At 37.9% G+C, this 21,616-nt stretch carries 26 protein-coding genes; 6 read left to right on the top strand and 20 right to left on the bottom strand.

The window, feature by feature from the left end; genetic code table 11:
- Nucleotides 1-113: 113 nt before the first annotated feature.
- Entirely contained in the window at nucleotides 114-272 is a 159-nt protein-coding gene (locus FLK20_RS05375; protein WP_227994858.1) for a DUF899 family protein, read from the bottom strand.
- Between the two features lie 255 nt (nucleotides 273-527).
- Between FLK20_RS05375 and FLK20_RS05370 the strand changes: the two genes are divergently transcribed.
- Both FLK20_RS05370 and FLK20_RS05365 read left to right on the top strand, forming a co-directional pair.
- On the top strand, nucleotides 528-983 hold the full coding sequence (locus FLK20_RS05370; RefSeq protein WP_152655532.1) for a hypothetical protein: 456 nt from the start codon (nucleotides 528-530) through the stop codon (nucleotides 981-983).
- A gap of 59 nt (nucleotides 984-1,042) precedes the next feature.
- Complete coding sequence (locus FLK20_RS05365; RefSeq protein WP_152655531.1) at nucleotides 1,043-1,729, top strand: Dph6-related ATP pyrophosphatase; 687 nt, start codon at nucleotides 1,043-1,045, stop codon at nucleotides 1,727-1,729.
- Nucleotides 1,730-1,915: 186 nt separating this feature from the next.
- Here FLK20_RS05365 and FLK20_RS05360 read toward each other — a convergent pair whose 3' ends face one another.
- The gene (locus tag FLK20_RS05360) at nucleotides 1,916-2,269 is read right to left on the bottom strand and encodes a VOC family protein (RefSeq protein WP_152655530.1); all 354 of its coding nucleotides are present in this window, start codon (nucleotides 2,267-2,269) and stop codon (nucleotides 1,916-1,918) included.
- A 50-nt stretch (nucleotides 2,270-2,319) separates the two neighbouring features.
- Nucleotides 2,320-2,844, bottom strand: coding sequence for a GNAT family N-acetyltransferase (locus FLK20_RS05355; RefSeq protein WP_152655529.1), 525 nt, complete (start codon nucleotides 2,842-2,844; stop codon nucleotides 2,320-2,322).
- A 198-nt stretch (nucleotides 2,845-3,042) separates the two neighbouring features.
- On the opposite strand from FLK20_RS05355, the gene FLK20_RS05350 reads away from it, so the two are divergent.
- Both FLK20_RS05350 and FLK20_RS05345 read left to right on the top strand, forming a co-directional pair.
- Nucleotides 3,043-3,405, top strand: a complete 363-nt coding sequence (locus tag FLK20_RS05350) for a PadR family transcriptional regulator (protein ID WP_152655528.1) — start codon at nucleotides 3,043-3,045, stop codon at nucleotides 3,403-3,405.
- A complete protein-coding gene (locus FLK20_RS05345; RefSeq protein ID WP_152655527.1) occupies nucleotides 3,392-4,390 on the top strand; it encodes an HAAS signaling domain-containing protein in 999 nt (332 codons plus the stop codon). The genes FLK20_RS05350 and FLK20_RS05345 overlap by 14 nt, the downstream gene beginning before the upstream one ends.
- A 108-nt stretch (nucleotides 4,391-4,498) precedes the next feature.
- On the opposite strand, the gene FLK20_RS05340 is transcribed toward FLK20_RS05345, so the two are convergent.
- From FLK20_RS05340 to FLK20_RS05300, 9 genes are all read right to left on the bottom strand, one after another.
- Complete coding sequence (locus FLK20_RS05340; protein WP_152655526.1) at nucleotides 4,499-6,247, bottom strand: methyl-accepting chemotaxis protein; 1,749 nt, start codon at nucleotides 6,245-6,247, stop codon at nucleotides 4,499-4,501.
- Between the two features lie 516 nt (nucleotides 6,248-6,763).
- Nucleotides 6,764-7,114 carry a DUF2200 domain-containing protein gene (locus FLK20_RS05335; protein ID WP_152655525.1) on the bottom strand — a complete coding sequence of 117 codons (351 nt, stop codon included), beginning with the start codon at nucleotides 7,112-7,114 and terminating at the stop codon, nucleotides 6,764-6,766.
- A 15-nt stretch (nucleotides 7,115-7,129) separates the two neighbouring features.
- Nucleotides 7,130-8,110, bottom strand: a complete 981-nt coding sequence (locus FLK20_RS05330) for a tRNA dihydrouridine synthase (RefSeq protein ID WP_152655524.1) — start codon at nucleotides 8,108-8,110, stop codon at nucleotides 7,130-7,132.
- 363 nt (nucleotides 8,111-8,473) lie between these two features.
- The gene (locus FLK20_RS05325; RefSeq protein ID WP_152655523.1) at nucleotides 8,474-8,893 is read right to left on the bottom strand and encodes a VOC family protein; all 420 of its coding nucleotides are present in this window, start codon (nucleotides 8,891-8,893) and stop codon (nucleotides 8,474-8,476) included.
- A 96-nt stretch (nucleotides 8,894-8,989) separates the two neighbouring features.
- On the bottom strand, nucleotides 8,990-9,469 hold the full coding sequence (locus FLK20_RS05320) for a DinB family protein (RefSeq protein WP_152655522.1): 480 nt from the start codon (nucleotides 9,467-9,469) through the stop codon (nucleotides 8,990-8,992).
- Nucleotides 9,470-9,893: 424 nt separating this feature from the next.
- The gene (locus FLK20_RS05315; protein WP_152655521.1) at nucleotides 9,894-10,304 is read right to left on the bottom strand and encodes a DUF3021 domain-containing protein; all 411 of its coding nucleotides are present in this window, start codon (nucleotides 10,302-10,304) and stop codon (nucleotides 9,894-9,896) included.
- Between the two features lies 1 nt (nucleotide 10,305).
- Complete coding sequence (locus FLK20_RS05310; protein WP_152655520.1) at nucleotides 10,306-10,755, bottom strand: LytTR family DNA-binding domain-containing protein; 450 nt, start codon at nucleotides 10,753-10,755, stop codon at nucleotides 10,306-10,308.
- Between the two features lie 33 nt (nucleotides 10,756-10,788).
- Complete coding sequence (locus FLK20_RS05305) at nucleotides 10,789-11,535, bottom strand: ABC transporter permease (protein ID WP_152655519.1); 747 nt, start codon at nucleotides 11,533-11,535, stop codon at nucleotides 10,789-10,791.
- A 16-nt stretch (nucleotides 11,536-11,551) separates the two neighbouring features.
- On the bottom strand, nucleotides 11,552-12,454 hold the full coding sequence (locus FLK20_RS05300; RefSeq protein ID WP_152655518.1) for an ABC transporter ATP-binding protein: 903 nt from the start codon (nucleotides 12,452-12,454) through the stop codon (nucleotides 11,552-11,554).
- A gap of 589 nt (nucleotides 12,455-13,043) precedes the next feature.
- Here FLK20_RS05300 and FLK20_RS05295 point away from each other — a divergent pair.
- Both FLK20_RS05295 and FLK20_RS05290 read left to right on the top strand, forming a co-directional pair.
- Complete coding sequence (locus tag FLK20_RS05295) at nucleotides 13,044-14,771, top strand: ABC transporter ATP-binding protein (RefSeq protein ID WP_152655517.1); 1,728 nt, start codon at nucleotides 13,044-13,046, stop codon at nucleotides 14,769-14,771.
- A 339-nt stretch (nucleotides 14,772-15,110) separates the two neighbouring features.
- Nucleotides 15,111-15,764 carry a DUF899 domain-containing protein gene (locus tag FLK20_RS05290; protein WP_227994857.1) on the top strand — a complete coding sequence of 218 codons (654 nt, stop codon included), beginning with the start codon at nucleotides 15,111-15,113 and terminating at the stop codon, nucleotides 15,762-15,764.
- 260 nt (nucleotides 15,765-16,024) lie between these two features.
- Here FLK20_RS05290 and FLK20_RS05285 read toward each other — a convergent pair whose 3' ends face one another.
- From FLK20_RS05285 to FLK20_RS22090, 8 genes are all read right to left on the bottom strand, one after another.
- The gene (locus FLK20_RS05285; protein ID WP_152655515.1) at nucleotides 16,025-16,462 is read right to left on the bottom strand and encodes a VOC family protein; all 438 of its coding nucleotides are present in this window, start codon (nucleotides 16,460-16,462) and stop codon (nucleotides 16,025-16,027) included.
- 119 nt (nucleotides 16,463-16,581) lie between these two features.
- A complete protein-coding gene (locus FLK20_RS05280) occupies nucleotides 16,582-17,322 on the bottom strand; it encodes an ABC transporter ATP-binding protein (protein WP_152655514.1) in 741 nt (246 codons plus the stop codon).
- Between the two features lie 11 nt (nucleotides 17,323-17,333).
- A complete protein-coding gene (gene ssuC / locus FLK20_RS05275) occupies nucleotides 17,334-18,101 on the bottom strand; it encodes an aliphatic sulfonate ABC transporter permease SsuC (RefSeq protein WP_152655513.1) in 768 nt (255 codons plus the stop codon).
- 12 nt (nucleotides 18,102-18,113) lie between these two features.
- The gene (gene ssuD, locus FLK20_RS05270) at nucleotides 18,114-19,229 is read right to left on the bottom strand and encodes an FMNH2-dependent alkanesulfonate monooxygenase (RefSeq protein ID WP_152655512.1); all 1,116 of its coding nucleotides are present in this window, start codon (nucleotides 19,227-19,229) and stop codon (nucleotides 18,114-18,116) included.
- 6 nt (nucleotides 19,230-19,235) lie between these two features.
- Nucleotides 19,236-20,216: a sulfonate ABC transporter substrate-binding protein gene (locus FLK20_RS05265; RefSeq protein WP_370453165.1), complete on the bottom strand. Its 981-nt coding sequence runs from the start codon at nucleotides 20,214-20,216 to the stop codon at nucleotides 19,236-19,238.
- Nucleotides 20,197-20,742, bottom strand: a complete 546-nt coding sequence (ssuE, locus tag FLK20_RS05260; RefSeq protein WP_194165534.1) for an NADPH-dependent FMN reductase — start codon at nucleotides 20,740-20,742, stop codon at nucleotides 20,197-20,199. The genes FLK20_RS05265 and ssuE overlap by 20 nt, the downstream gene beginning before the upstream one ends.
- 83 nt (nucleotides 20,743-20,825) lie before the next feature.
- Complete coding sequence (locus tag FLK20_RS05255; RefSeq protein WP_152655510.1) at nucleotides 20,826-20,984, bottom strand: YezD family protein; 159 nt, start codon at nucleotides 20,982-20,984, stop codon at nucleotides 20,826-20,828.
- A 381-nt stretch (nucleotides 20,985-21,365) separates the two neighbouring features.
- Nucleotides 21,366-21,494: a hypothetical protein gene (locus tag FLK20_RS22090; protein ID WP_255473808.1), complete on the bottom strand. Its 129-nt coding sequence runs from the start codon at nucleotides 21,492-21,494 to the stop codon at nucleotides 21,366-21,368.
- Between the last annotated feature and the right edge of the window lie 122 nt (nucleotides 21,495-21,616).

Genomic DNA, 21,616 nt, shown 5'->3' with positions numbered 1-21,616 from the left:
CCACCGGTACATTTACGATTAAACAAACGATTGATTTATTGCTTAGAAGAGCTTGAATGATACGCTGCAAACAACTATCATTCAAGCCTCTGATAAATTATGTTATTTATATTTCACTGACGGCCCAGCAGTGTTAAATCAAGATAATTCAAAGGAAATAACAGGATATCCAACCCGCGCATATAAGTTGAATACGTATGAAAAATACGATTATCTTCCCGTAAAAACACAATTACCCCGGCAATCCCGTACCCCATATACTCACTTTTCAACAAGTATATTCACAGATAATATTTCAGCAGGAACAATACTAAGAGTATAAGCAGGTTTAATTAGTGAAGTATTCTTTTGAAAAATTAGCAGAACATCTTAAACACAAAAAGGAGATTTTTCCACACCAAACTACACCTCACATACGATTTAATAAATATTTAATAAATCGTTTCGATTTCTTTAAGCTATTCATCCTATTATATGAAACAGCAAGATAAAACATCGTTATATCGAACAAGAAAGGGGTTTTCTCAATGTCTTTTCAAAAAATAACTGATTATCTAGGTGTATCTGTGCTTACTTTACTATTACTTTCGCTACTAGGTGTCCCACGAGTGATTTTACACGATTTATCTATTATTGAAGAAGGCAGTATGGTAAACAGTATACTCGTTTTTGCACCAATTATCATATGGATTGCTTATATCGTTTTGAAAAATGTAAACAGAGCCTTTTTATCTCTATTACTCATCGGCTTTTTCTATGGGATATTTTTAGCAATCGTTCACCAAATTTTATGGAACATAACTATGGATACACCTATTCAATTGGGAGGTAATTTAAGTAATCTGCCGCAAACTGCAGTAAATGCCATTGCCCGTACATTTGCATTCTTCAGCAGCATTACAACTGGCATCGCATTAGGTACAATCATTGGAGCAGTCGGCTCTATCATAAATTTTGTTAAGAAAAGCTTCACATCAAAATAAATAAAAAACATGATAAAATGAAGGAAGAAAAAGTCATTCGCTAAAGGAGCAAAATATAAATGACAGCATCAATGGACTGGAAGTATAATGCCCGCAATCATAAATTTATTACTTCTTTCAGCGGTGGAAAGGATGGTTCCCTCGCTCTCTATAAATCGATGAAGGTTGGGGAAGCTGTCGGGCTGATTGTAATGATGGAGGAAGAAGGAAAACGTTCCAGGTCTCACGGCATGCCGCCAGAGATTATACATGCCCAAGCGGAATCAATTGGCTTACCTGCATATACTGCCGCTGCAAGCTGGGAAGATTATGAAAAGGTATTTATAGAGCTTTTGGAAAAAGCGAAAAATCAGGGAGCGGAAGTTTTAGTTACTGGTGACCTGGATATGCCTGCGCATGGCTGCTGGCACGATGAGGTTACCAAAAAAGCTGGATTAAAGCTGGCAATGCCTTTATGGGAAATGGATCACCGTCAAGCTGTCAAAGAATTCATTGACTTGGGATTCGTTGCTATTGTTGTAACCGTTAATGTATCACTTGGTATGCGGGAAGATGATTTAGGAAGAACGCTGGACCATCAATACGTGAAGAAGCTTGAAGATCGCGGTATCGATCCCTGTGGAGAAGGCGGGGAATTCCATACTACGGTATTAGATGGTCCTGTCTTTAAATATCCTATTTCCATCCGTAAAGGAGAGGTTCTTAGAGATGGCGATTATGCTTTTTTACCTTTGGAACCGGGTTAAATCATGAAGTTTTCCGTAAGCATCATATCGGAGTATGCTCTTAACTTACTCCGATATTTAACAACCATCCAGCTCCTTTTGCCTGACTGTAACATGTCATTCTGAGAAATACTTGATTTGCTTTTACCAAGTTCATTCTTCTATTTTTATCGTTCCAATCCTGGTTCAGTTCCTCTGTTTTTTAAATTAACATTCACAAATCATCAGCATATTCCCATCAGGATCTTTAAAATTAAAATAATGATTATGTTCTATCTCTGTAACCAAATGAACGTCTTTATTTTTCATATATTGAAATGCTTCTTCAATACTTTTCGTATTCAGATGAAATGCTGGTGTTTTTAAAATATTATTCTTTGCATAAATCTTACTATCTAATACAATCCCTGTGCCCTCCATAGGGATAACATAGAGATGACCGAAAAGGACTTTTCCATCTGCTTTTAAGCCTAAAATATCACAATACCAGTCTCTTGCTTTTTCTATATTACTAACCGGAATAAACACCGTTCCAATCTGTTTTAAGATAGGACTATCCATCAAGACACCTCTTTTTTATTTAGTCACTATAAATTATACCAAACATTCATCTAATCCAAATCTGAATGCAGCATCCCATAAACAATACTATCTGTCCATTCCCCTTTACTCCAGAAATCCTGAATGAAATGCGCTTCTTTTCTCATCCCGATACGCTCACATAATTTTTGAGATGCTTCATTTCTTGCATCTAGATTAGCCTGTATACGATGCACTTCAAATGTAGTAAACAACTTCTTCACTAAACCTCTCACAGCCTCTGTTGCATAGCCTTTTCCCGAAGCCTCTTGAGAAAAGCTGTAACCAATTTCAACAGTATCCTTCATTTCTGTATACCATACGGATAAATCACCGATTACTTTTCCATCGCTTACTACTGCCAAATTTAAAGGCGTCTCTTTTGTAAGTACATTATTCTTGAGCTTTCTATGAAACTCCTGCTGTTTATTTTCATGTGTCCACTTATCATGCAAGAGATATTGACAGGCAGCATCATTATGATAGATATGAAATACATCCTGTAAATCATCCTGATTAAAAGGTCTGATGAATAACCTTTCTGTTTTAAATTCCAAAGAAATTCCTCCTTAAAATAGCTCGCTTTTATAATAATTACAACTCAAATCCACCTACCCAATTGTATCAAACTTTTTTATAAATGATTGCCTTTTATGAAAACGGATACGTGCTCAATAAATATTTTGCAATAAACTTTAATATGCACTTTACAATAGTGTGCGTCATACACTATAATAAATTTAGGAGTTGATGATATGGCTGATGCAAATGAACATTTAGATAAAATCATGCTGGAATTGAGAAGAGGAACCATTACAATTGGTGCGCTGAGCCAGCTTTCTGAGCCGCAATATGGATATTCACTTGTGACAATGCTTAATGAAAAAGGGATACATGTGGAGCCTGGAACGTTATATCCATTGCTGAGAAGATTGGAAAAACAAGGACTTCTGGATAGTAAATGGGACACGAATGAATCAAGGCCAAGGAAATATTATGTCCTGAGTCAAACCGGAAAAGAAGTTTTTGATTTACTGGTTGTTGAATGGAAAAATATTGCTGCCAGCCTGGATCAGATAATAGAACCTAAGAGAGGTGACGAAAATGGAGGTAATTAATCGGTATATTTATGCGGTTACCCAAAAGCTTCCTTCATCCCAGCGTCAGGATATCGCTGATGAGCTGCGCGGGTTAATTGAAGATATGCTGGAGGAGCGGACTGAGCGGGAAGACATGAAAGAAAGTGATATAGAGGAAGTATTGTTAGAATTAGGAAGCCCAAGGGAGCTTGCTGATAAATATCGGGGCACAAAGAAATATATGATTGGTCCGGAGCTTTTCGACTCCTATATATTAGTCTTGAAAATTGTTCTTATTGTTATAAGTGCCTCCATAGGTATCGGATTTATCATCCAAACGATTTTAGACCCTGTATCTATTTTAAATTATTTTGTTGATATGATTGTCAGATTAGTTACTGTACTGCCAATGGCTTTCGGCTGGACGACATTCTGGTTTGCTATCGGCGATTTATATGACGGAAACAAGCAAAAAGATTTACTGGGGCAGGAATGGAAGCCTTCTGATTTACCGCCGATTCCAGATGAAAAAAGGCAGATCAAACGCTGTGAGTCGATTATCGGAATTATTTTCTACACAATTATTATTGTATTTCTTGCCTTTTCGAGTGACTACTTTGGAGTTTGGATATTTCGGGATGGATTCAATGGTGTTGTTCCATTTTTAAATGAGCAAACCTATGGCATCTATTTATTATTGATTCTTCTCGTGTTCGGGACAGGAATCATCAAAGAATGTCTCAAGCTCGTTAAAGGAAAGTGGACATATAGGCTGGCCATTTATACAACCATTGTGAATGCTGTTTCTATGGCAGCAGTACTATTTATAATTAGCAGGCCTGATTTTTGGAATCCTGAATTTATGAACCAATTAGTAGAAGCTGGTGTGGTTACTGCTGGTTCTGAGGCATTTGATACGGTAACTGCGATTTGGAATCAGTCCACCTTCTGGATTCTTATTCTGTTTATTATCGGATTAGCCTGGGATGCTGTGGATGGATTTATCAAGTCTCGAAAAAGATAAATGCTTGCTCATGACGCATGCTGGAATAAAGTTATATTCCAGCATGCGTTTGTTGTTTTCATTTATATCCATATTTTCCTTCTTGATTCCAATGCCAAACTTCAGGATTTACACGTTAAACTCCGTTACCAATCCATTTAACTCTTCTGCTAGCTTAGCAAGCTCACCTGAGCTTTGGGCCACACCTTCCATGGAGGCACTCGTTTGTTGCGAGGATGCGGAAGTCTCTTCAATTCCTGCCGCAGATTCTTCTGCTATCGTTGCAATTTCTTCAATCGAACGATTCATTTTCTGACTGTCCTCCGCAATCGTTGCTAAGTTTTCAGTTACTGCTCTAATATTGTTAACCATTTCCATTACAGCTTGATTAATACCATTGAATTTCTCCCCGGTCGACTCAATTTGGTTCGTTCCTTCTTCCACTTCCTTGTACCCGACCAGCAAGGATTCCGCTACCGCATTTGATTCACTTTGAACATTAGCCACAATTTTAGTAATATCCTTCGCAGAATTAGAAACTTGTTCGGCCAATTTTCTCACTTCACTTGCAACAACGGCAAATCCTGCTCCATGTTCACCAGCTCTTGCTGCTTCAATAGCTGCATTTAAGGCAAGGAGATTTGTTTGCTCAGCAATGTCATTAATAACAATGACCAGTTTGGATATTTCCTGTGATTGTGCATCTAAGCCTTTTACTTTTCCTACTGCATCTTGCACAATCTGATCAATCTTTTCCATTTGCTTTTTAGATACCTGCATCGACTGATTTCCCTCTTCTGTCAAATTCAATACATTGCCGGATGTTTCATGAATCTGCGCTCCTGCTTCATGCGCCTTTTCCACTTCCATAACAAAATTTTGCATCGCATTTGATAGGTCACTTGCACTGCCCGCCTGCTTTTCCGAGCCTGTGGCCAGTTCCTGCATAGTGATCGCTACTTGCTCTGACCCTTCCTTCACTTCATTCGATGATTGCATTAACCCTTCACTCTGACCTGTCATTCTATTAGACGCATCAGATACATTGGATACTAAATCTCTTAATCTGTTCTGCATATGATTCATGGAATCAGCTAATCTTCCAACCTCATCATTTGATTTAACGATGATATCATCTGCTGTAAGATCGCCGTCAGCCAGTAAGTCCATTTGCTTTGACACCTTATCGATGGGCCCAGCAATCTTATTCGCAAAGATCCAAATCACAGACATACCCACAACCAAAGTTACTGCCGTTATTAAAACAATATTATATAAAATAGCATCAGCAGGCTTATTAAAATCCATCATATAGGTACCCGATACAACCGTCCATCCCCAATGTGGATCTCTTTCCGAATAGGACACTTTCGGTTCGATATAATTTTCATCATTATTTACCGGCCAATCAAAATAAACAAAACCTCCGCCATCATTCCCTGCTTTAATAAGTTCCTGCGTTGAATACACCCCATTCGGATCGATGGATTCCCAAACATTTTCTCCCTCCATAAAAGGATGCGCCATTTGGTTACCTTCATCGTCCAAAACAAACATATAACCATTTTCACCTAAGTCTATATTTTCGTTAATCGGACGTGTTCCATCACTATTCAATTCACCTAAGATGGATTCTTTCACCTGTTCCTGTGCCTCTGCTAACGTCAAATCGCCCTTCTCAACAGCTTTATTTAATGTTTCAATTAATTCAACTGTCATCACCACGCTATTTTTTAAGTTCGTCTCTCCTAATTCAGATAAACTGTCAGAACTCTTCTGGTAACTGAAAAAGCCGAGTACAATAATTGGAACCGTTAAAAGCAGTATTGAAGAAATAATCAGTTTCATTTTAATAGACTTTACATTCAATCTTTTCATGCTAATCCTCCCATTATGTAATATATATATAGTCAATCACCAGAATTGCTCGATTCAGAAAAGCCCTTCAAATTAATTAGGTATAAAGATTTATTCAAAATCAATAATAAAGATTGAAAACCATATTTTACTATATCAAATCACACAATGGTTTTTGCTCATCTTAGTTGATACGTATACCCAGACTATTCTTAGTAGTACAATTCCAATGACAACAAACAATACTATTATACCACGACATAAGGATTAATTACGTGAAACATCTAATATTTTCCCTCCCCCTCTAGCACCTATAACGGAGTAACCTGACAAAAAACAGAGTAATTCCTCTCAAAAATTCCAAAACTAAAATAGGTAAACATGTTAGATAATATGAAGCGTGATATTTATACCATTTTATATCATTGGAATTACTAAACCACTTAAAAATACAGTCGATAGTATTTATAACAAAAGAAATCCTCAATAAATAAAGACACTGACTTTTTCAGAATCAGTGTCTCTCCATCTCAATTATTATTTCCTCAAAATCTTCTCCATTGCCTTCCCCTTCGCCAATTCATCAATCAGCTTATCCATATAACGAATCTCCTGCATCAGCGGCTCTTCAATATCCTCGACACGCATCCCGCAAATCACACCTGTAATCAGGGAGCGGGAAGCATTCAGCTGTGGAGCTTCGGCAAAAAATGTTTCAAAGTCCGCCTCTTTTTCAATTTGCGTTTCCAGCTCTTCCTGACTATAGCCTGTCAGCCAAGTAATGATTTCATCAACTTCTTCCTTTGTGCGTCCTTTTTTCTCTGCTTTTGTAAGATAATGCGGATAAACACTTGCGAAGCTCATGGTATATATACGATGTTTAGCCATCAGATAGCCTCCCTATTATGATTGAGTTACTTCTTCCTTCTCCACATGAAACGTATCCAGCAATTCGCGAACTTCATCCGTTGTTTCCGTACTCATCAATTGATGTCTTAATTCACTAGCACCCCGAAACCCGCGGACATAGATTTTAAAGAATCGGCGTAATGGTTTGAAGGCACGAGGCTCCAGCTCTGAATATTTATCATGCAGATCCAGCTGCAACCGTAACAGGTCCAGCAATTCCTCACTGCTGTGCTCTCTTGGCTCTTTTTCAAATGCGAATGGATTTTTAAAAATACCTCGCCCAATCATCACGCCATCGACACCATATTTTTCTACAAGCTCTAATCCGGTTTGTCGATCTGGAATATCTCCATTAATCGTCAGCATCGTATCCGGAGCGATTTCATCACGAAGCTTCTTAATTTCTCCAATTAATTCCCAATGTGCATCGACTTTACTCATTTCTCTTCTGGTACGCAAATGGATGGAGAGATTCGCTATATCCTGCTCGAATACGTGCTTCAGCCAGTCACGCCATTCATCTACATTCGAATAACCAAGCCTTGTCTTGACACTGACAGGGATTCCGCCAGCTTTTGCAGCCTGGATAATTTCCGCAGCTACTTCCGGGCGAAGAATCAGTCCGCTCCCCTTTCCTTTAGAAGCAACATTCGGCACAGGACATCCCATATTAAGATCGATACCTTTGAATCCCATTTCCGCCATTCCAATGCTCATTTCACGAAAATTATCCGGTTTGTCCCCCCAGATGTGCGCAACCATCGGCTGTTCGTCCTCTGTAAAAGTCAAACGTCCCCGCACACTGTAAATTCCCTCAGGATGACAATAGCTCTCCGTATTCGTAAACTCTGTAAAAAATACATCCGGGCGGCCTGCTTTACTTACAACGTGACGGAAAACAACATCCGTTACATCCTCCATCGGCGCCAATATAAAAAACGGTCGTGGTAAATCACGCCAAAAATTATTTGCCATTTTTCAATTTCAATCCTCTCATGTATGGTTGGATAATGGATTACATACTTATCCAATATGATAAAGCAGATATAGACTCTGCTTACTTTTCATTTGTCCATGATTATATTATCATAAGAGGGTTGTTGTGTACAAAAAGACTGAATTATGATTTGCACGCATTAAATCATAAAAGAGCTATGGAAAATAACTATCGACCGGATGACTGAGTATTTGTATGTTATAACGGATTTATTGATAAGCCAATTTTACTTTCTTCCTCCTGAGAAGAGAGGTTGTTATATGTATATAGAAAGTGTTTTATCGAATAATTTCTTTCTGGAATGTTCTTTTCTATAACTATAATTCCTGGCAAATTCATTACTATTTTCCTTCTAAATATTTTTCTTTGAAATGCGGACTAAGTTCACTCCACACATCAAATTTATTACCGTTTAAATCATAAAAAACAAAATTCCTTCCTGTATGCCCTCTGTTTTCAATCTCTCCAACTCTAACCTCATTTGCTATTAATTCTTCATGCAGCGCTTGCAGAGATGCTAACCCGTCTACTTCAAATGTTAAGGAAAAACGTTCTTCGCCATAAATATCAGTAAAATTAGAGTTTTGCCTTTCGCTTGACTTTACCAGGAAAAAACTTTGATTTGCAAGGTTTAAAATAGCCTTGTCCTCATCTTTATAAGATAAAGCTGCACCTAATTTATTTATATACCATTCAGCTGATTGCTCTACATTTGTTACTGGAATATAAGCAGTTCCAACTCTCAATAATTTATCACTCATTTGAAAGCTGCTCCTTTCTGATTTTAGTTACTTTCTTTTTTCATATACTGTTCTCCTTTTAAATCTAATCATGTCAGCAGAGAATATGAAGAAATCCTACTCCTCAAATAATCCTCTTCTAATGAAATTTGCAGTTACCGGTGCTCTTCCCAGCTCGCGTGACCATACAGACAGCTGACCAATATGATGTATTTCATGCGCAATGACGTGACGCATAACTTCTCCATACCTAAAACAAACTACTTTCCTGCTGGAGTCGGTTTCTGAAAATATTTGACGCTCCATTTCGCAGGTCCAGGAAGCAACAAAAGGTTCGACCTCCTGGCGGCACTTCCTTGAAAATTCCTTTACTTTTGGCAAACTTGCATAAGATTCAAATAGCGGTTCCTCAGGACACGGTTCACCTTTTAATTCTAAAATCCAGCTGTATTCAACGTCTATAATATGAAACAAAGTATAGAGTATACTGCCTGCACCTCCCACCCGCTTCTTTAATAATTCTTCTTCAGAAACATTCTCACACCACTTAAACCAATCGTCACGAACCTGCCAATTATATTGAAACAGTTTTAACATGATAAACCCTCCATATTTTATCTTCATAAAAAAGTTTAATCCTGTATTCTTATTCCCTCATTAAACGAGACAGTTTATCAGGAAAATTCATTTACCTCTAAAAGATTATCAAAGAGACTTAATCTCGCTTCAAGTTTAGTGATTTCCTTTTCTAATTGTTTTGCATACTTATTAAATAAGAGCAACTCACTTCCGTCTGGAAATAAATTATCCAGATTCCACACTTATTCATATTTTGTTTCAGTCATGCTTACCCTACCGCTTATTTTTAATCACAACCCAACAAGAACGTATATTCCTATATTAACATATTAGAAAATTATTTGTATTGATAAAGAAGTATTTTATAATACCAGAAAAATACAAAGAACTCATTCTGAATGTTTTATCAAAATGAGCTCTTTTATGAGAAATACGATTTCTGTTATTTATTTTTCTGCAAATATTTATTTAATGCGGCTTCCTCTCTTTTAAAGTAAAGATACCATCCGAACCAGTTTATGACATACATCAGTATAAAAATCAACGTACTCCATAAAATAACCCGTCCATTAAGCGGGATCCATCCAACCATACCAGCGATAATAAGCCAAACACTATACGAAAGGAAAAAGTGGATAATCGACTTTTTAATAAGGTGGCTGCCGCTGTCTCCAAAAATAAAACTGGATATACCAAAATAGATTCCTAACAACATACTTGCTCCCATATGCATCCAAATTTCGGAGACAGTCGCCTCAAATGCATTCAATTTCATAATCGTGAGGGCAATAAACGTAAATATACCGCCAAATGCCACACCCAGCATAGAACGCCTTAAAACTTCAAGTACCATTTTACTGCCCTCCCTGAATTAGTTTTTCTTTAATTGCACTGACATATTTCCGTGTAATATATTCCTTGTTGCCGGATTGAAAATAAACACATAAATTTCCATTAAAAGACGCTTCAAATTTTTCAATACGATGAATATTTCCGATAACAGACTTTGAAAAACGCATAAAACCATGGGGAACCAGGAATTCTTCCACTTCATACAGCTTCATTTTCACTTCAAAACGCGAATCCTTGGATACAGCATATATTTTTCTTTTTTCAGCATGAATAAAATCAATTTCCTGTGGCTCCAGAAGAATAGTCTGCTCTTCATCGACACCGAGTAAGCGCTGCTGCTTTTTCTTTTTAATAATATTCACGATTTCCTCCAGCTCCTGTGTCCATTCCTTCGCTTGGATTGTTATCCGCGTTTCTTCATGATTATCATCGATATCGATGTTTATTTTCATTCCATCCCCTCCAAATGCGCTCCACATCTCCTGCTAGTTTACTGCTCGTTTCAGAAAATATGGGTAGCGGACGATGGCTATAATAAATGCAGCCAGCCCAATTGCAAATAATACTCCCAACGTTTGGAGAAGCTCCGACGCTTGAGTGGTTCCTGCCATGGCATCCTGGAAAGACTGATGCGCCCAATACTGCGGCAGAAAACGGGCAATTGTCTGCATAAAGTCCGGCATCATTTCAAGCGGTATCCATAACCCGCTCAGCATTGCTCCACCGAGAGCAATGACTTGCGTGATTGCAATTCCCATATTTTCTGTATTTACAGTAAGCGTCAGTGCGAGTCCAATTGCTGTCACTGTAAACATAATGGACAAGGACAAAATCAACAAAATGATTGGCTGTCCCAGTGAAACATCATAAACTACTTTTCCAAACAAAAATAACACAACAATCTGAATAATCACGATATACATGAACGGAAGCCACTTTCCAAGCAAGTAATAATAGCTTTTAAGCGGTGTGCTTGCAAGTCTGGCTGTCATCCCTCTGTCCCTGTCTTTAATAAATACCTGGACCATCGAAATCATAATAAAAAATACAAACATAACGATATACCCCGGCACAATCGACTGAATAATTTCTTGATTGACTGCTTCATTATCACCTGTTGTAAATATGGAAATAAATAAAACAGTAAATAGAATAGGCAGAATCAGCATCCAAAAAGCAAGCCCTTTATCCTGTAAATGCTTCTTTAACTCAACGATCATCATTGCATTCATTGTAACACCTCCCTGTTTAGTCTCTCAAGCTACTCCCGGTTAATCTGAAAAAGACATCCTCCAGCCGGGGGTGAACAAGCTCCAGCCTTTCTACACCAATACGATTCTCTCTGCAGTAGGAGATAATACGCTCCATTGCTTGCAGGGCTTCTTCTGTATAAAGTATAAATGCGCCATCCTCCAGTGAAACGGTTCCATATTGTTCTAATTTGTCCTGTGGAATGCCACTTCCTTTAATATAAATCGAGGGAACAGCGTATTGCTGGAGTAATTCATTTATAGCACCATTTTCAATCATCTCTCCCTGGTCAAGAAATGCGACATAATCACACAGTTTTTCAACCTCTTCCATATAATGACTGGCATAGATCACTGTCTTTCCAGCTGTTTTCAGATCATCAATCATTTGAAAAATATACTTTCTTGATTGCGGATCTATACCGACAGTCGGCTCATCCATGATAATCAGCTCCGGGTTATGCATCAGTGCACATCCAATATTCAGCCTGCGTTTCATCCCTCCTGAAAAAGTGGATACTTTATCCTTGCTTCTTTCGCTGAGACCAATGAGTGCCAGCACTTCTTTTACCCGCTGATTCAGCCTGCTTCCTTTTAAATGGTATAGTCTGCCGAACAGCTGTAAATTGCCGGCTGCTGAGATATCTTCTTCTAAAATAATATCCTGTGGTACATATCCTAATTTCTGTTTTGTTTTATCGGTAATTCTGTTTTCATTCCATTCAATTTTTCCTTTGTAGTCACGAATAATGGAAGTAATCATTTTAATTAATGTGGATTTTCCTGCGCCGTTGGGACCGACCAGCCCATAGCAGGCTCCTCCGGGAATGATCATGGAAATATCTTTTAAAGCTTCTGTCTTATCATCATAACGCTTCGTTACGTTTTGAATCATCAGCATATTCACCATCTCCTTTCACTTATATTATGGCAAAGGAACGGAAATCTGCGGGATGGAATGTTATAACATGCAGAGGTATATGTATGAAGTGCTGAAAATTCTGTATAAAGATTACGGAGCTTTGCGGAATAATTCTAATCAATAAGACAGGTGTGTGTACTATCTTAACCATTTGACGCAAAAATGCCTCTTTTGCTAATCAAATCCAAAGGGGAAAATTGAAGTAGCTTTTTCAGAGCAATTTTGCTAATTACCAGGTTCCGACGCTATTTACATCGTAAAGCATGATATCATCTGTATTTTCTTTTTATCTATCAGGTTAAACGTATTTTATTTCAACGGATAGATCAACATTTTTCATAATAAAATTATAATCATTTACGGTATTGACCGATATTTTTAGATTGTTATAATAAACGCAATCAAATAGAAGTCTGGAGGGAAAAATAATGAGGTTAAATAAAATAAATACAATGATCAATCGTCAATCTGGAACTTTTGTGGAGTATTTACGATGTTGATTTACTAATAAAATAGATTTCCTTAATTTATTGGTAAATCAATACCAAACAATTTAAGGAGATAATTAATGAAATTTAAAAAATTTATATCGTATTATAAACCCTATAAAAATATTTTTGCGGGAACGTTATCGGCATCTCTATTAGTCACAATTATTACACTCTCGATTCCGCTAATCATCAAATATATGACGGATAATTTATTAAGTAACTTTTCCAATGAAAATATTTCTCTTATCTATTTATTAGGCGGATTAATGCTGGTGTTCATCTTCATTCAATTTCTCGCACATATTTTTGTAGATTATTACGGGCATGTGATGGGGAACAGAATGGAAAAAGATATGAGTGAAGAGCTGTTTCACCACATTCATCAACAGCCGCATGCATTTTTTGATAATAATAGTTCAGGTAATTTGTTATCCAGATTAACACATGACCTGTATAATTTGTCAGAGTTATATCATCATGGCCCAGAGGACTTCCTGATGTATATATTGAGGTTTGCCGGCGCTATTATCATCCTTTCATTTATTAGTATGAAGCTGACATTCGTGCTGCTGCTTTTCGTACCCATTTTCTTAGGCATCACATGGTATTTTCAAAGAAAGCTTTATCATGTTTATAAGAACGACAAGGAAATGACAGGAGAAATTAATGGGTTTCTTGAAAGCTCATTAAATGGAAGCAGGGTTACAAAGGCATTTACGAATGAGAAAAGTGAGTTGGAGCAGTATAAGCGTTATAATAAGCTTCTTATTGACATTAAAAAGTCTGTTCATAAAAATGAAGCACTTTATAGTGAATTAACAGGTTCTCTTGTGCAAGCGCTCCCTATTGTTATTATTGTCATCGGTTCCGTGTTAATCTTGCAAAATGATATTACAATCACTGATTTATTGACGTTTATTTTATATATAACTTATATCACAACACCCATTCAAGTGTTTGTTAAACTCACTGTTCAATATAGAGAAGGAATTTCCGGCTTTAATCGATTTTATGAGATTTTACAAATCGATCCAGCTATTAAAAACCAGCCAAATCCACAGCAATTAAATAATGTACGTGGAAATATAGCATTTAAAAATGTCACGTTTCGTTATGGTGAGACAAATATAATTAGTCATTTAAACCTTACAATAAATGCAGGTGAATATGTTGCTTTCGTTGGTCCATCAGGAATAGGAAAATCAACAATCGCATCGCTAATCCCCAGGTTTTATGAGATACAAAATGGACAGATACAAATAGACGATATCGATGTCAGAGAGATTGAGCTTACAGCATTAAGGGAACAGGTAGGTATCGTTCAACAGGATGTATATATGTATTCAGGTACAGTGATAGACAATATAAAATATGGAAATTGGGATGCAGATAAAAAAAGTATTATAGAGGCAGCTAAGCTTGCAAACGCGCATGATTTTATAATGAAGCTGCCCGATGGCTATGAAACCGTCATTGGAGAAAAAGGAGCCAAGTTATCCGGCGGGCAGAAGCAAAGGCTTAGCATTGCCAGGGTCTTTTTAAAGAATCCGAAAATAGTTATCTTTGATGAGGCAACGAGTTCCCTGGATAATATGAGTGAGCGTATCGTACAACATTCGTTAGAGCGTTTGTCTAAGAATAGAACAACAATTGTAATTGCTCATCGGCTTTCCACGATTAAAAATGCGGATCGGATCTATGTTTTTTCCGATAATGGGATAGAAGAAATTGGAACGCATGAACAATTAATGAAAAGTCACGGATATTATTGGAGGATGTATTTAGAAACATCCCGTGCAGATTAATATTTCTCAGTAAGTTTTATCAATATAACTTATTTTGAAATAAAAAATCGCTGTTAATTTACTGTTAATAGCGATTTTTTGTTTTAGAATTTTTTTGCAAAAAAATTTCATCTTCTTTTCATTATCTATGCGTAAAAAATAAAATTAGGCATCATCTCAACAGTCACCGTACTGGCTAACGTTGATTTGATCCAAAACAGCAATATAGCAATCGAGAAGAATTATATATAAACGAATAATGCTAAGATGAAGAAGCATCAAAACAGTGCATATCTATATGGAGCATCATATCATTTACTGATAAAGGAGAGATTCATCATGCCCGAAAAGAACACAGCGTTGCCCGAGATTGTCTCCCGTGATGAATGGCATACTGCACGCAAAGAATTGCTAAAAAAAGAAAAGGAAGCCACTCGTGCGCGAGATGCGTTGGCTGCAGAACGCCGCAGGCTGCCAATGGTTCCTTTGGACAAAGAGTACATGCTTGAAGGTCCAAATGGTACAATTCGTTTATTAGATTTATTTGAAGGACGCCGTCAGCTTCTCACCTATCACTTTATGCTGGAGCCAGGAGATGAAGCACCCTGCTCTGGATGCTCGATGTTTGTAGACAACATTGGCCACCTTGCCCACCTGCATGCCCGTGACACTTCCTTCGCGCTTATATCTCGCGCACCCTATGCTGAAATTGAGCAGGTACAGAAACAAATGGAGTGGACAATTCCATGGTACTCCACGTTTGGTCATGCAGATTTTAACACAGATAGTGGAGCTGGATCAGGCTTCGGTCTTAGTGTCTTCCTCCGTGACGGCAGTAGTATTTATCAAACCTACTTTACGTCAGGGCGCGGTATCGAGACACTCGGCAGTAACTGGACATTCCTGGACCTGACACCTTTGGGACGCCAGGAAACCTGGGAAGACTCACCGGATGGATGGCCGAAAACAAAGCCATATCAGTGGTGGCGCCTTCATCATAAATACGATAGTTAAGGGGTACTCCAAAATAGGTTATATGATTTTTATTACCTGATATCATCGGGAAGATTGCGATAAGGAGGGTATGATAGAATTTCAAGCATTTAAAAGCTATCTGATGGAGTAATGGAGGTGGAAATCCATATTCATAGATTTTGCAACTATGAAAATTCATTCACTTTACCTCTAAAAAGAAGTAATATATATTCCTGAAAAAAGGCTTTTCTTTATTTTCAGGAATATATATTGCTCAGCTGATTACCTGTCATTCTATTTTATCCAATTTTCTCCGCCAGCTCTAAAATAATCCCTTCCGGCCCGCGAATATAGCATAATTTATAAACATTCTCATAGTTTTGTATCTCACCAAAAATCTCTACGCCTCCCTTTTCCAATTTGGCAACAATAGCTTCTATATTTTCAACAGCAAAAGCAATATGCCGGAGTCCCAGTGTATTTGGCAGCGGATGCTGAACATCATTTTCATCTAATGGCGAATGGAATTTAACGAGCTCTATCCTTGCTTCCCCACCCGGCACCTCAAACATAGCTACCGTTTCTTTCACATCAGGAACCCCAATAATCTGTTCCACCCATTCACCTTGCACTTCAGCCTCCCCCAGCTCTCTAAGTCCAAGCTCAAGAAAAAAGGCTTTAGCAGCAGGAAGATCATTTACGATGATACCTATATGATCTATTCGTTGAATCTTCATATACTTTCCTCCTATTTTTCTTAAGCTTATCACATCGGAGCGCTTTAGATTTCTTCTTGATTGCGAATTATTGGTCTTTATTTCATTAGCAAGCTTTAAAACAGGTTTCACAGAATGTGTTAAATCTTAGCCAGAGAGACCAATTTTTCAGTCTTCCTACTATTCCCAAGCACCTGATCCAGAATTTTTTCTGATAGATACACAAATTCATGTGAAGACCTCTTCCTTGGTCGCGGCAAGGTAATATCATATGATTTTGCTACTTCCCCTTTTTCAATTACCAATACTCGATCTGCCAACGCTACAGCTTCATCAATGTCATGCGTAACAAGAACAACGCTAAACCCTCTTTCCAGCCAAATCTCTTCTATTAGCTGCTGCATTTCTCTTCTTGTTAATGCATCCAGAGCGCCTAATGGCTCATCAAGCAGCAGCAAATTGGGGGAATGTACAAGAGCACGGGCCAGAGCGACACGCTGTTTCTGTCCACCTGATAATGAACTGGGCCAATCATTTTCTTTTCCTTCAAGCTGAACACTTTTTATGGCTTCAAGCGCTTTTTTCTTTGGTTCATGCCGTAAGCCCAGCATGACATTTTCTTTTATATTTTTCCATGGAAGCAGGCGCCCGTCTTGGAACATCATTCGAATAATGTCTCCATTCGGAATAACCACTTCTCCTTTGGTAGGGCTGTCTAATTGAGCCAGCAAGCGCAGGAGTGTACTTTTTCCACAACCACTTTTCCCAACAATAGCAATAAACTCGCCTCTTTTAACAGAGAACTCCATATTTTCCAGCACCTGTGTTTTTCCAAATGATTTATCAACCTTCGATACAGACAATGCATTATTCACGCTCATTTTATCCTCCTCTACTTTTGATAGCTGGGGTGCCACTTCAAAAATTTAAACTCAAGTGTTTTAGCCATCATATCTGATAATTTTCCCAGCAAAGCATATAAAATAATGGATAAAACGACTACATCCATTTGCATAAATTCTCTTGCATCCATTGCTAAAAATCCAATTCCATCATTGGACGCAATTGTTTCTGCAACAATAAGCGTTACCCACATAATCCCAAGAGCATAACGAAGTCCAACTAATATAGACGGAAGCGCACCAGGGAGAATAATTTTTCTAAATACTTCTACTTTAGACAGCCCATAATTTTTTCCCATTTCTATATAATCTCTGTCAACCGAGCGAATACCATGGAATGTATTTAAATAGATCGGAAACAAGACACCCAGTGCAATTAAAAATACTTTTCCTTCTTCTCCGATTCCAAACCATAGGATAATTAAAGGAATTAAGGCCAAATGTGGAATATTTCTCAGCATTTGAATAGATGAATCAAAAAATAATGCAGATAACCTGGATAACCCATTTATCAATCCAAAAATAAAACCAATACCGCCGCCGATCAAAAGACCAATAACAGCACGACTCGTACTTGCCCATAAATGAGACCAAATTTCTCCAGTCTGAATAAGGGAAACGGCTGCTTCTATAATTTCAAAAGGAGCTGGTAGGATACGATCCGATAATATACCCAGCTTTGAAGACAACTGCCAGATGAATAGGATGAGAATGGGGATGAGCCATGGAATTACTTGATATAGAAAACGTTTTGACATTGTCTTCCTCCTTTATCTGGCGGTGATTCCGCCAAACGGACTGGTCCATTGTTTTTCTTTTTTTCCCGACTGTGCATTCTCTATATTAAAATAGGGAAATACAAGCTCCGCAAAGCGATATGCCTCTTCAAGATGCGGATATCCTGACATAATAAATGTTTCAATCCCCAGGTCCTTATACTCCTGTATTCGTTCAGCAACTTGCCCAGCATTACCAACCAATGCAGTTCCAGCCCCTCCCCTTACTAATCCAACTCCAGCCCATAAATTGGGACTGATTTCAAGAGATTCTCTGCTCCCTTTATGCAGATTGGACATTCTTGACTGCCCATGTGAATCAAAACGTGCAAATACTTTTTGCGCTGCTTTAATATCTGCTTCGGATAAATGTTTAATTAAATCATCTGCTGCCTGCCACGCTGCTGCCTCTGTCTCTCTTACAATTGCATGCAAACGAATACCAAATCTCACTTTTCTTCCAGTCTTTGAGGCATACTGTTTTACTTTCTTAATTTTCTCCTCTACCTGCTCTGGTGTTTCCCCCCATGTCAGGTACACATCAATATGCTTAGCTGTTACTTCCATTGCTCCTTCTGAAGACCCTCCTAAATAAAGAGGTGGATGCGGATCCTGTACACTTGGAAAATTTGCTCTCGCTTCTCGAATATCGTAATGATCTCCCTGAAAGGTAGTTGTACTTCCTGTAATAATGGAACGCCATGCTTCCAAAAATTCATCAGTCAGCTTGTATCTATCCTTGTGACTTAAGTGAATACCGTCTCCTGCCAGCTCCACCGGGTCACCTCCCGTAACGACATTTAATAATAATCTGCCATTGGATAACCGGTCAAATGTAGCTGCCATCCGTGCGGCAGCTGTCGGTCCAACTACCCCGGGACGTAATGCCACGAGAAATTTTAATTGTTCCGTCGATGAAATAAGAGAAGCTGCAGTTACCCAGGCATCTTCACAGGATTGCCCTGTTGGTAACAACACTCCTTCATAGCCTAATTGATCCGCTGCTTGAGCCACCTGCTTAGCATAATCTAATGTGACCGCCCGGCCGCCAACTGATGATCCAAGATATCTTCCATCCCCATGTGTAGGTATAAACCAAAAGAAACTCATATTATATTACTCCTCCTCTTCTAAACTTGCTTCTTGTATAGATAATTCTTCCGGAATTAAATCAAGGTTATAAAATGTATCAGCAATATTTTGCTGATCATCTAAAACGTTCTGTTCTATCCGGTGCAATCCTAATTCACGTCTTTTCAAAACCTTCGTTAATGTTTCTGTATCCAACCCTACCTGAGGCGATAGAAATTCTGCATATTCCTCCGGGTTTTCTTTAACATCTTGTTCGACTTCTTCTAACTCCTCCAAAATAATATCCATAATTTCTGGTTGGTTTTCAGCAAATGAGCGTTCTGCTAATAAAAATTCGCGGTTATCAGCAATACCTTGCGCATCTCTGATAATTTGCGCATTCAAGTCATCTTCTGCAGATTGAAGAAAAGGGTCCCAGATGGCCCAGGCATCCACATCTCCGCGGTCAAAAGCAGTTCTTGCTTCTGCTGGAGCCAGGTAAACTGGTTCAATATCATTTATAGACAAGCCGGCTTCTTCCAATGCTTTTACTAATAAATAGTGAACATTTGATCCTCGATTTAAAGCTACTTTTTTACCTTCCAATTCACTGACTTCCTTAATCGGAGAGTCTTCTTGTACTACAATCGCTTCACTTTTTGGAGACGATTCTCCATTCGCTATATAAACAAGTGGAGCACCCGCTGCTTGTGAAAATATAGGAGGTGCTTCACCAGTGTGTCCAAAATCAACACTTCCCCCATTTAAAGCTTCTAACAGTTGCGGTCCTGCAGGAAATTCTACCCACTCTACTTCCATGTCTCTCTCTGCCAACCGCTCTTCCAATGTTCCTTCTGCCTTCAGAAGATTTAATGTCCCAAATTTTTGATGACCGATATGGACTGTTTCCTCCGCTTCCGATGCTTCACTTTCTTGTGTATCCGCACTGCCGCAAGCTGCAATCAACAAAATAACCATTACCGCTAAACCAAGTTTTATCATTCGTTTACTCAATACTGACGACACCGCCTCTCAGACTCCTTAACTGGTGGACCGCTTTTGCTATTCTCTCTTTTGCAGATTCATCATGCAGTATAATGTTATCATTGTTTTTTTCAATTTGTTTATCTACTATAAAGATGGATTTCAAAATACGAATCGCTCCAAGTGATTGAAGAATTGGCGTTAACGAATAATCAAGCACTAAATAATGGGCAATGGTCCCTCCAGTAGCTATAGGTAAAATCGTCTTATCTTCAAAAATGTGCTGTGGAAACAGATCGATAAGCGCTTTAAGGACTCCGGTAAATGAAGCCTTATATATCGGTGTTCCAATAATTATTACTTGAGCTTTTTCAATCGCAGCAATAATAGAACGGACTGCTTCTGAATGATGATTCGCTTCTACCAGATCCTTTGCAGGAATATCTGTAATGGAATAAAACGTTGTTTCCTCCCCCACTTCTTGCAGGGAAGCTTCTATATTCTTTAATACACCTTCTGTCCGTGATGCCAAAGAAGGACTGCCTGATAAAAATAAAACCTCTGACATTGAATTTTCTCCTTCCATTTCACAAAATACAAAGACCCGCTTTTCTATAAAAGAAGCGGGCCTTCAGTCGACTGATCAGCCAATTATTTTTTATTTTTTTTCGCATTTTCAAAACGTTTTTTTTCAGTTCGATCAACTTGAGTAATTTGACCATTATGAACAGTTATACTTAAAGAACCGAATTCAATTTCGTCCAGTAAACGAAGAACAGTTTTCACTTTGTCCTCTTCAAGTACATTCATTTTCACAGCTCCTTTCTGTTCAATCAACATACTTTACACATTAATCATATGCGTTAACTTGGTTTAATGACAATAAAAATTTTTTTCAGCGCATGCTCTCCTATTATTTATCATAGGTACAGATCCCCCTTCTGGCAAGAAAAACTGAGAGAAAGAAAAAAGCACAAAAATCTATTGTTGCTTAAAAAGATTTCTGTGCTTTTGGTTGACCAATCAGCCTCTTCATTTATTTAATTTATATTATGCTTTATCTTATTCTGATTTTTCCTACTTGTCAAGTAAGATTTAAAAATTTTATGTAATTTTTATCCTATACAAAATTCTCCTTTCACATCCGTGCAAAGGAGCATACTTTAGAAAAAAATTCTCTTTTTAAGAAATTCATATCCACAAAAGAAAATACGCATCATGTGTCTCAACAAGCATTATATAAGTCTCAATCAAAACCTCATCCAGATTACGAAAATTGGCAACTCCGGCACATAACACAACAAATCTAACGATAGGCATTTCTAATATGAACCTCCAGTTCCCCGGTCAATTGTTTAGAAGTCATTCATTTTTCATGCTTAATAACCCCAAAATTGTAATTATATTATCAGCTTGGGACATCCTCCACTTTCTAAATACAA

It is taken from the genome of Oceanobacillus sp. CFH 90083, from assembly GCF_009389585.1.
Classification (GTDB): domain Bacteria; phylum Bacillota; class Bacilli; order Bacillales; family Amphibacillaceae; genus Oceanobacillus.
The sequence above is the reverse complement of the archived record's forward strand: the minus strand, read 5'-3'. Positions and strand labels throughout refer to the sequence as shown.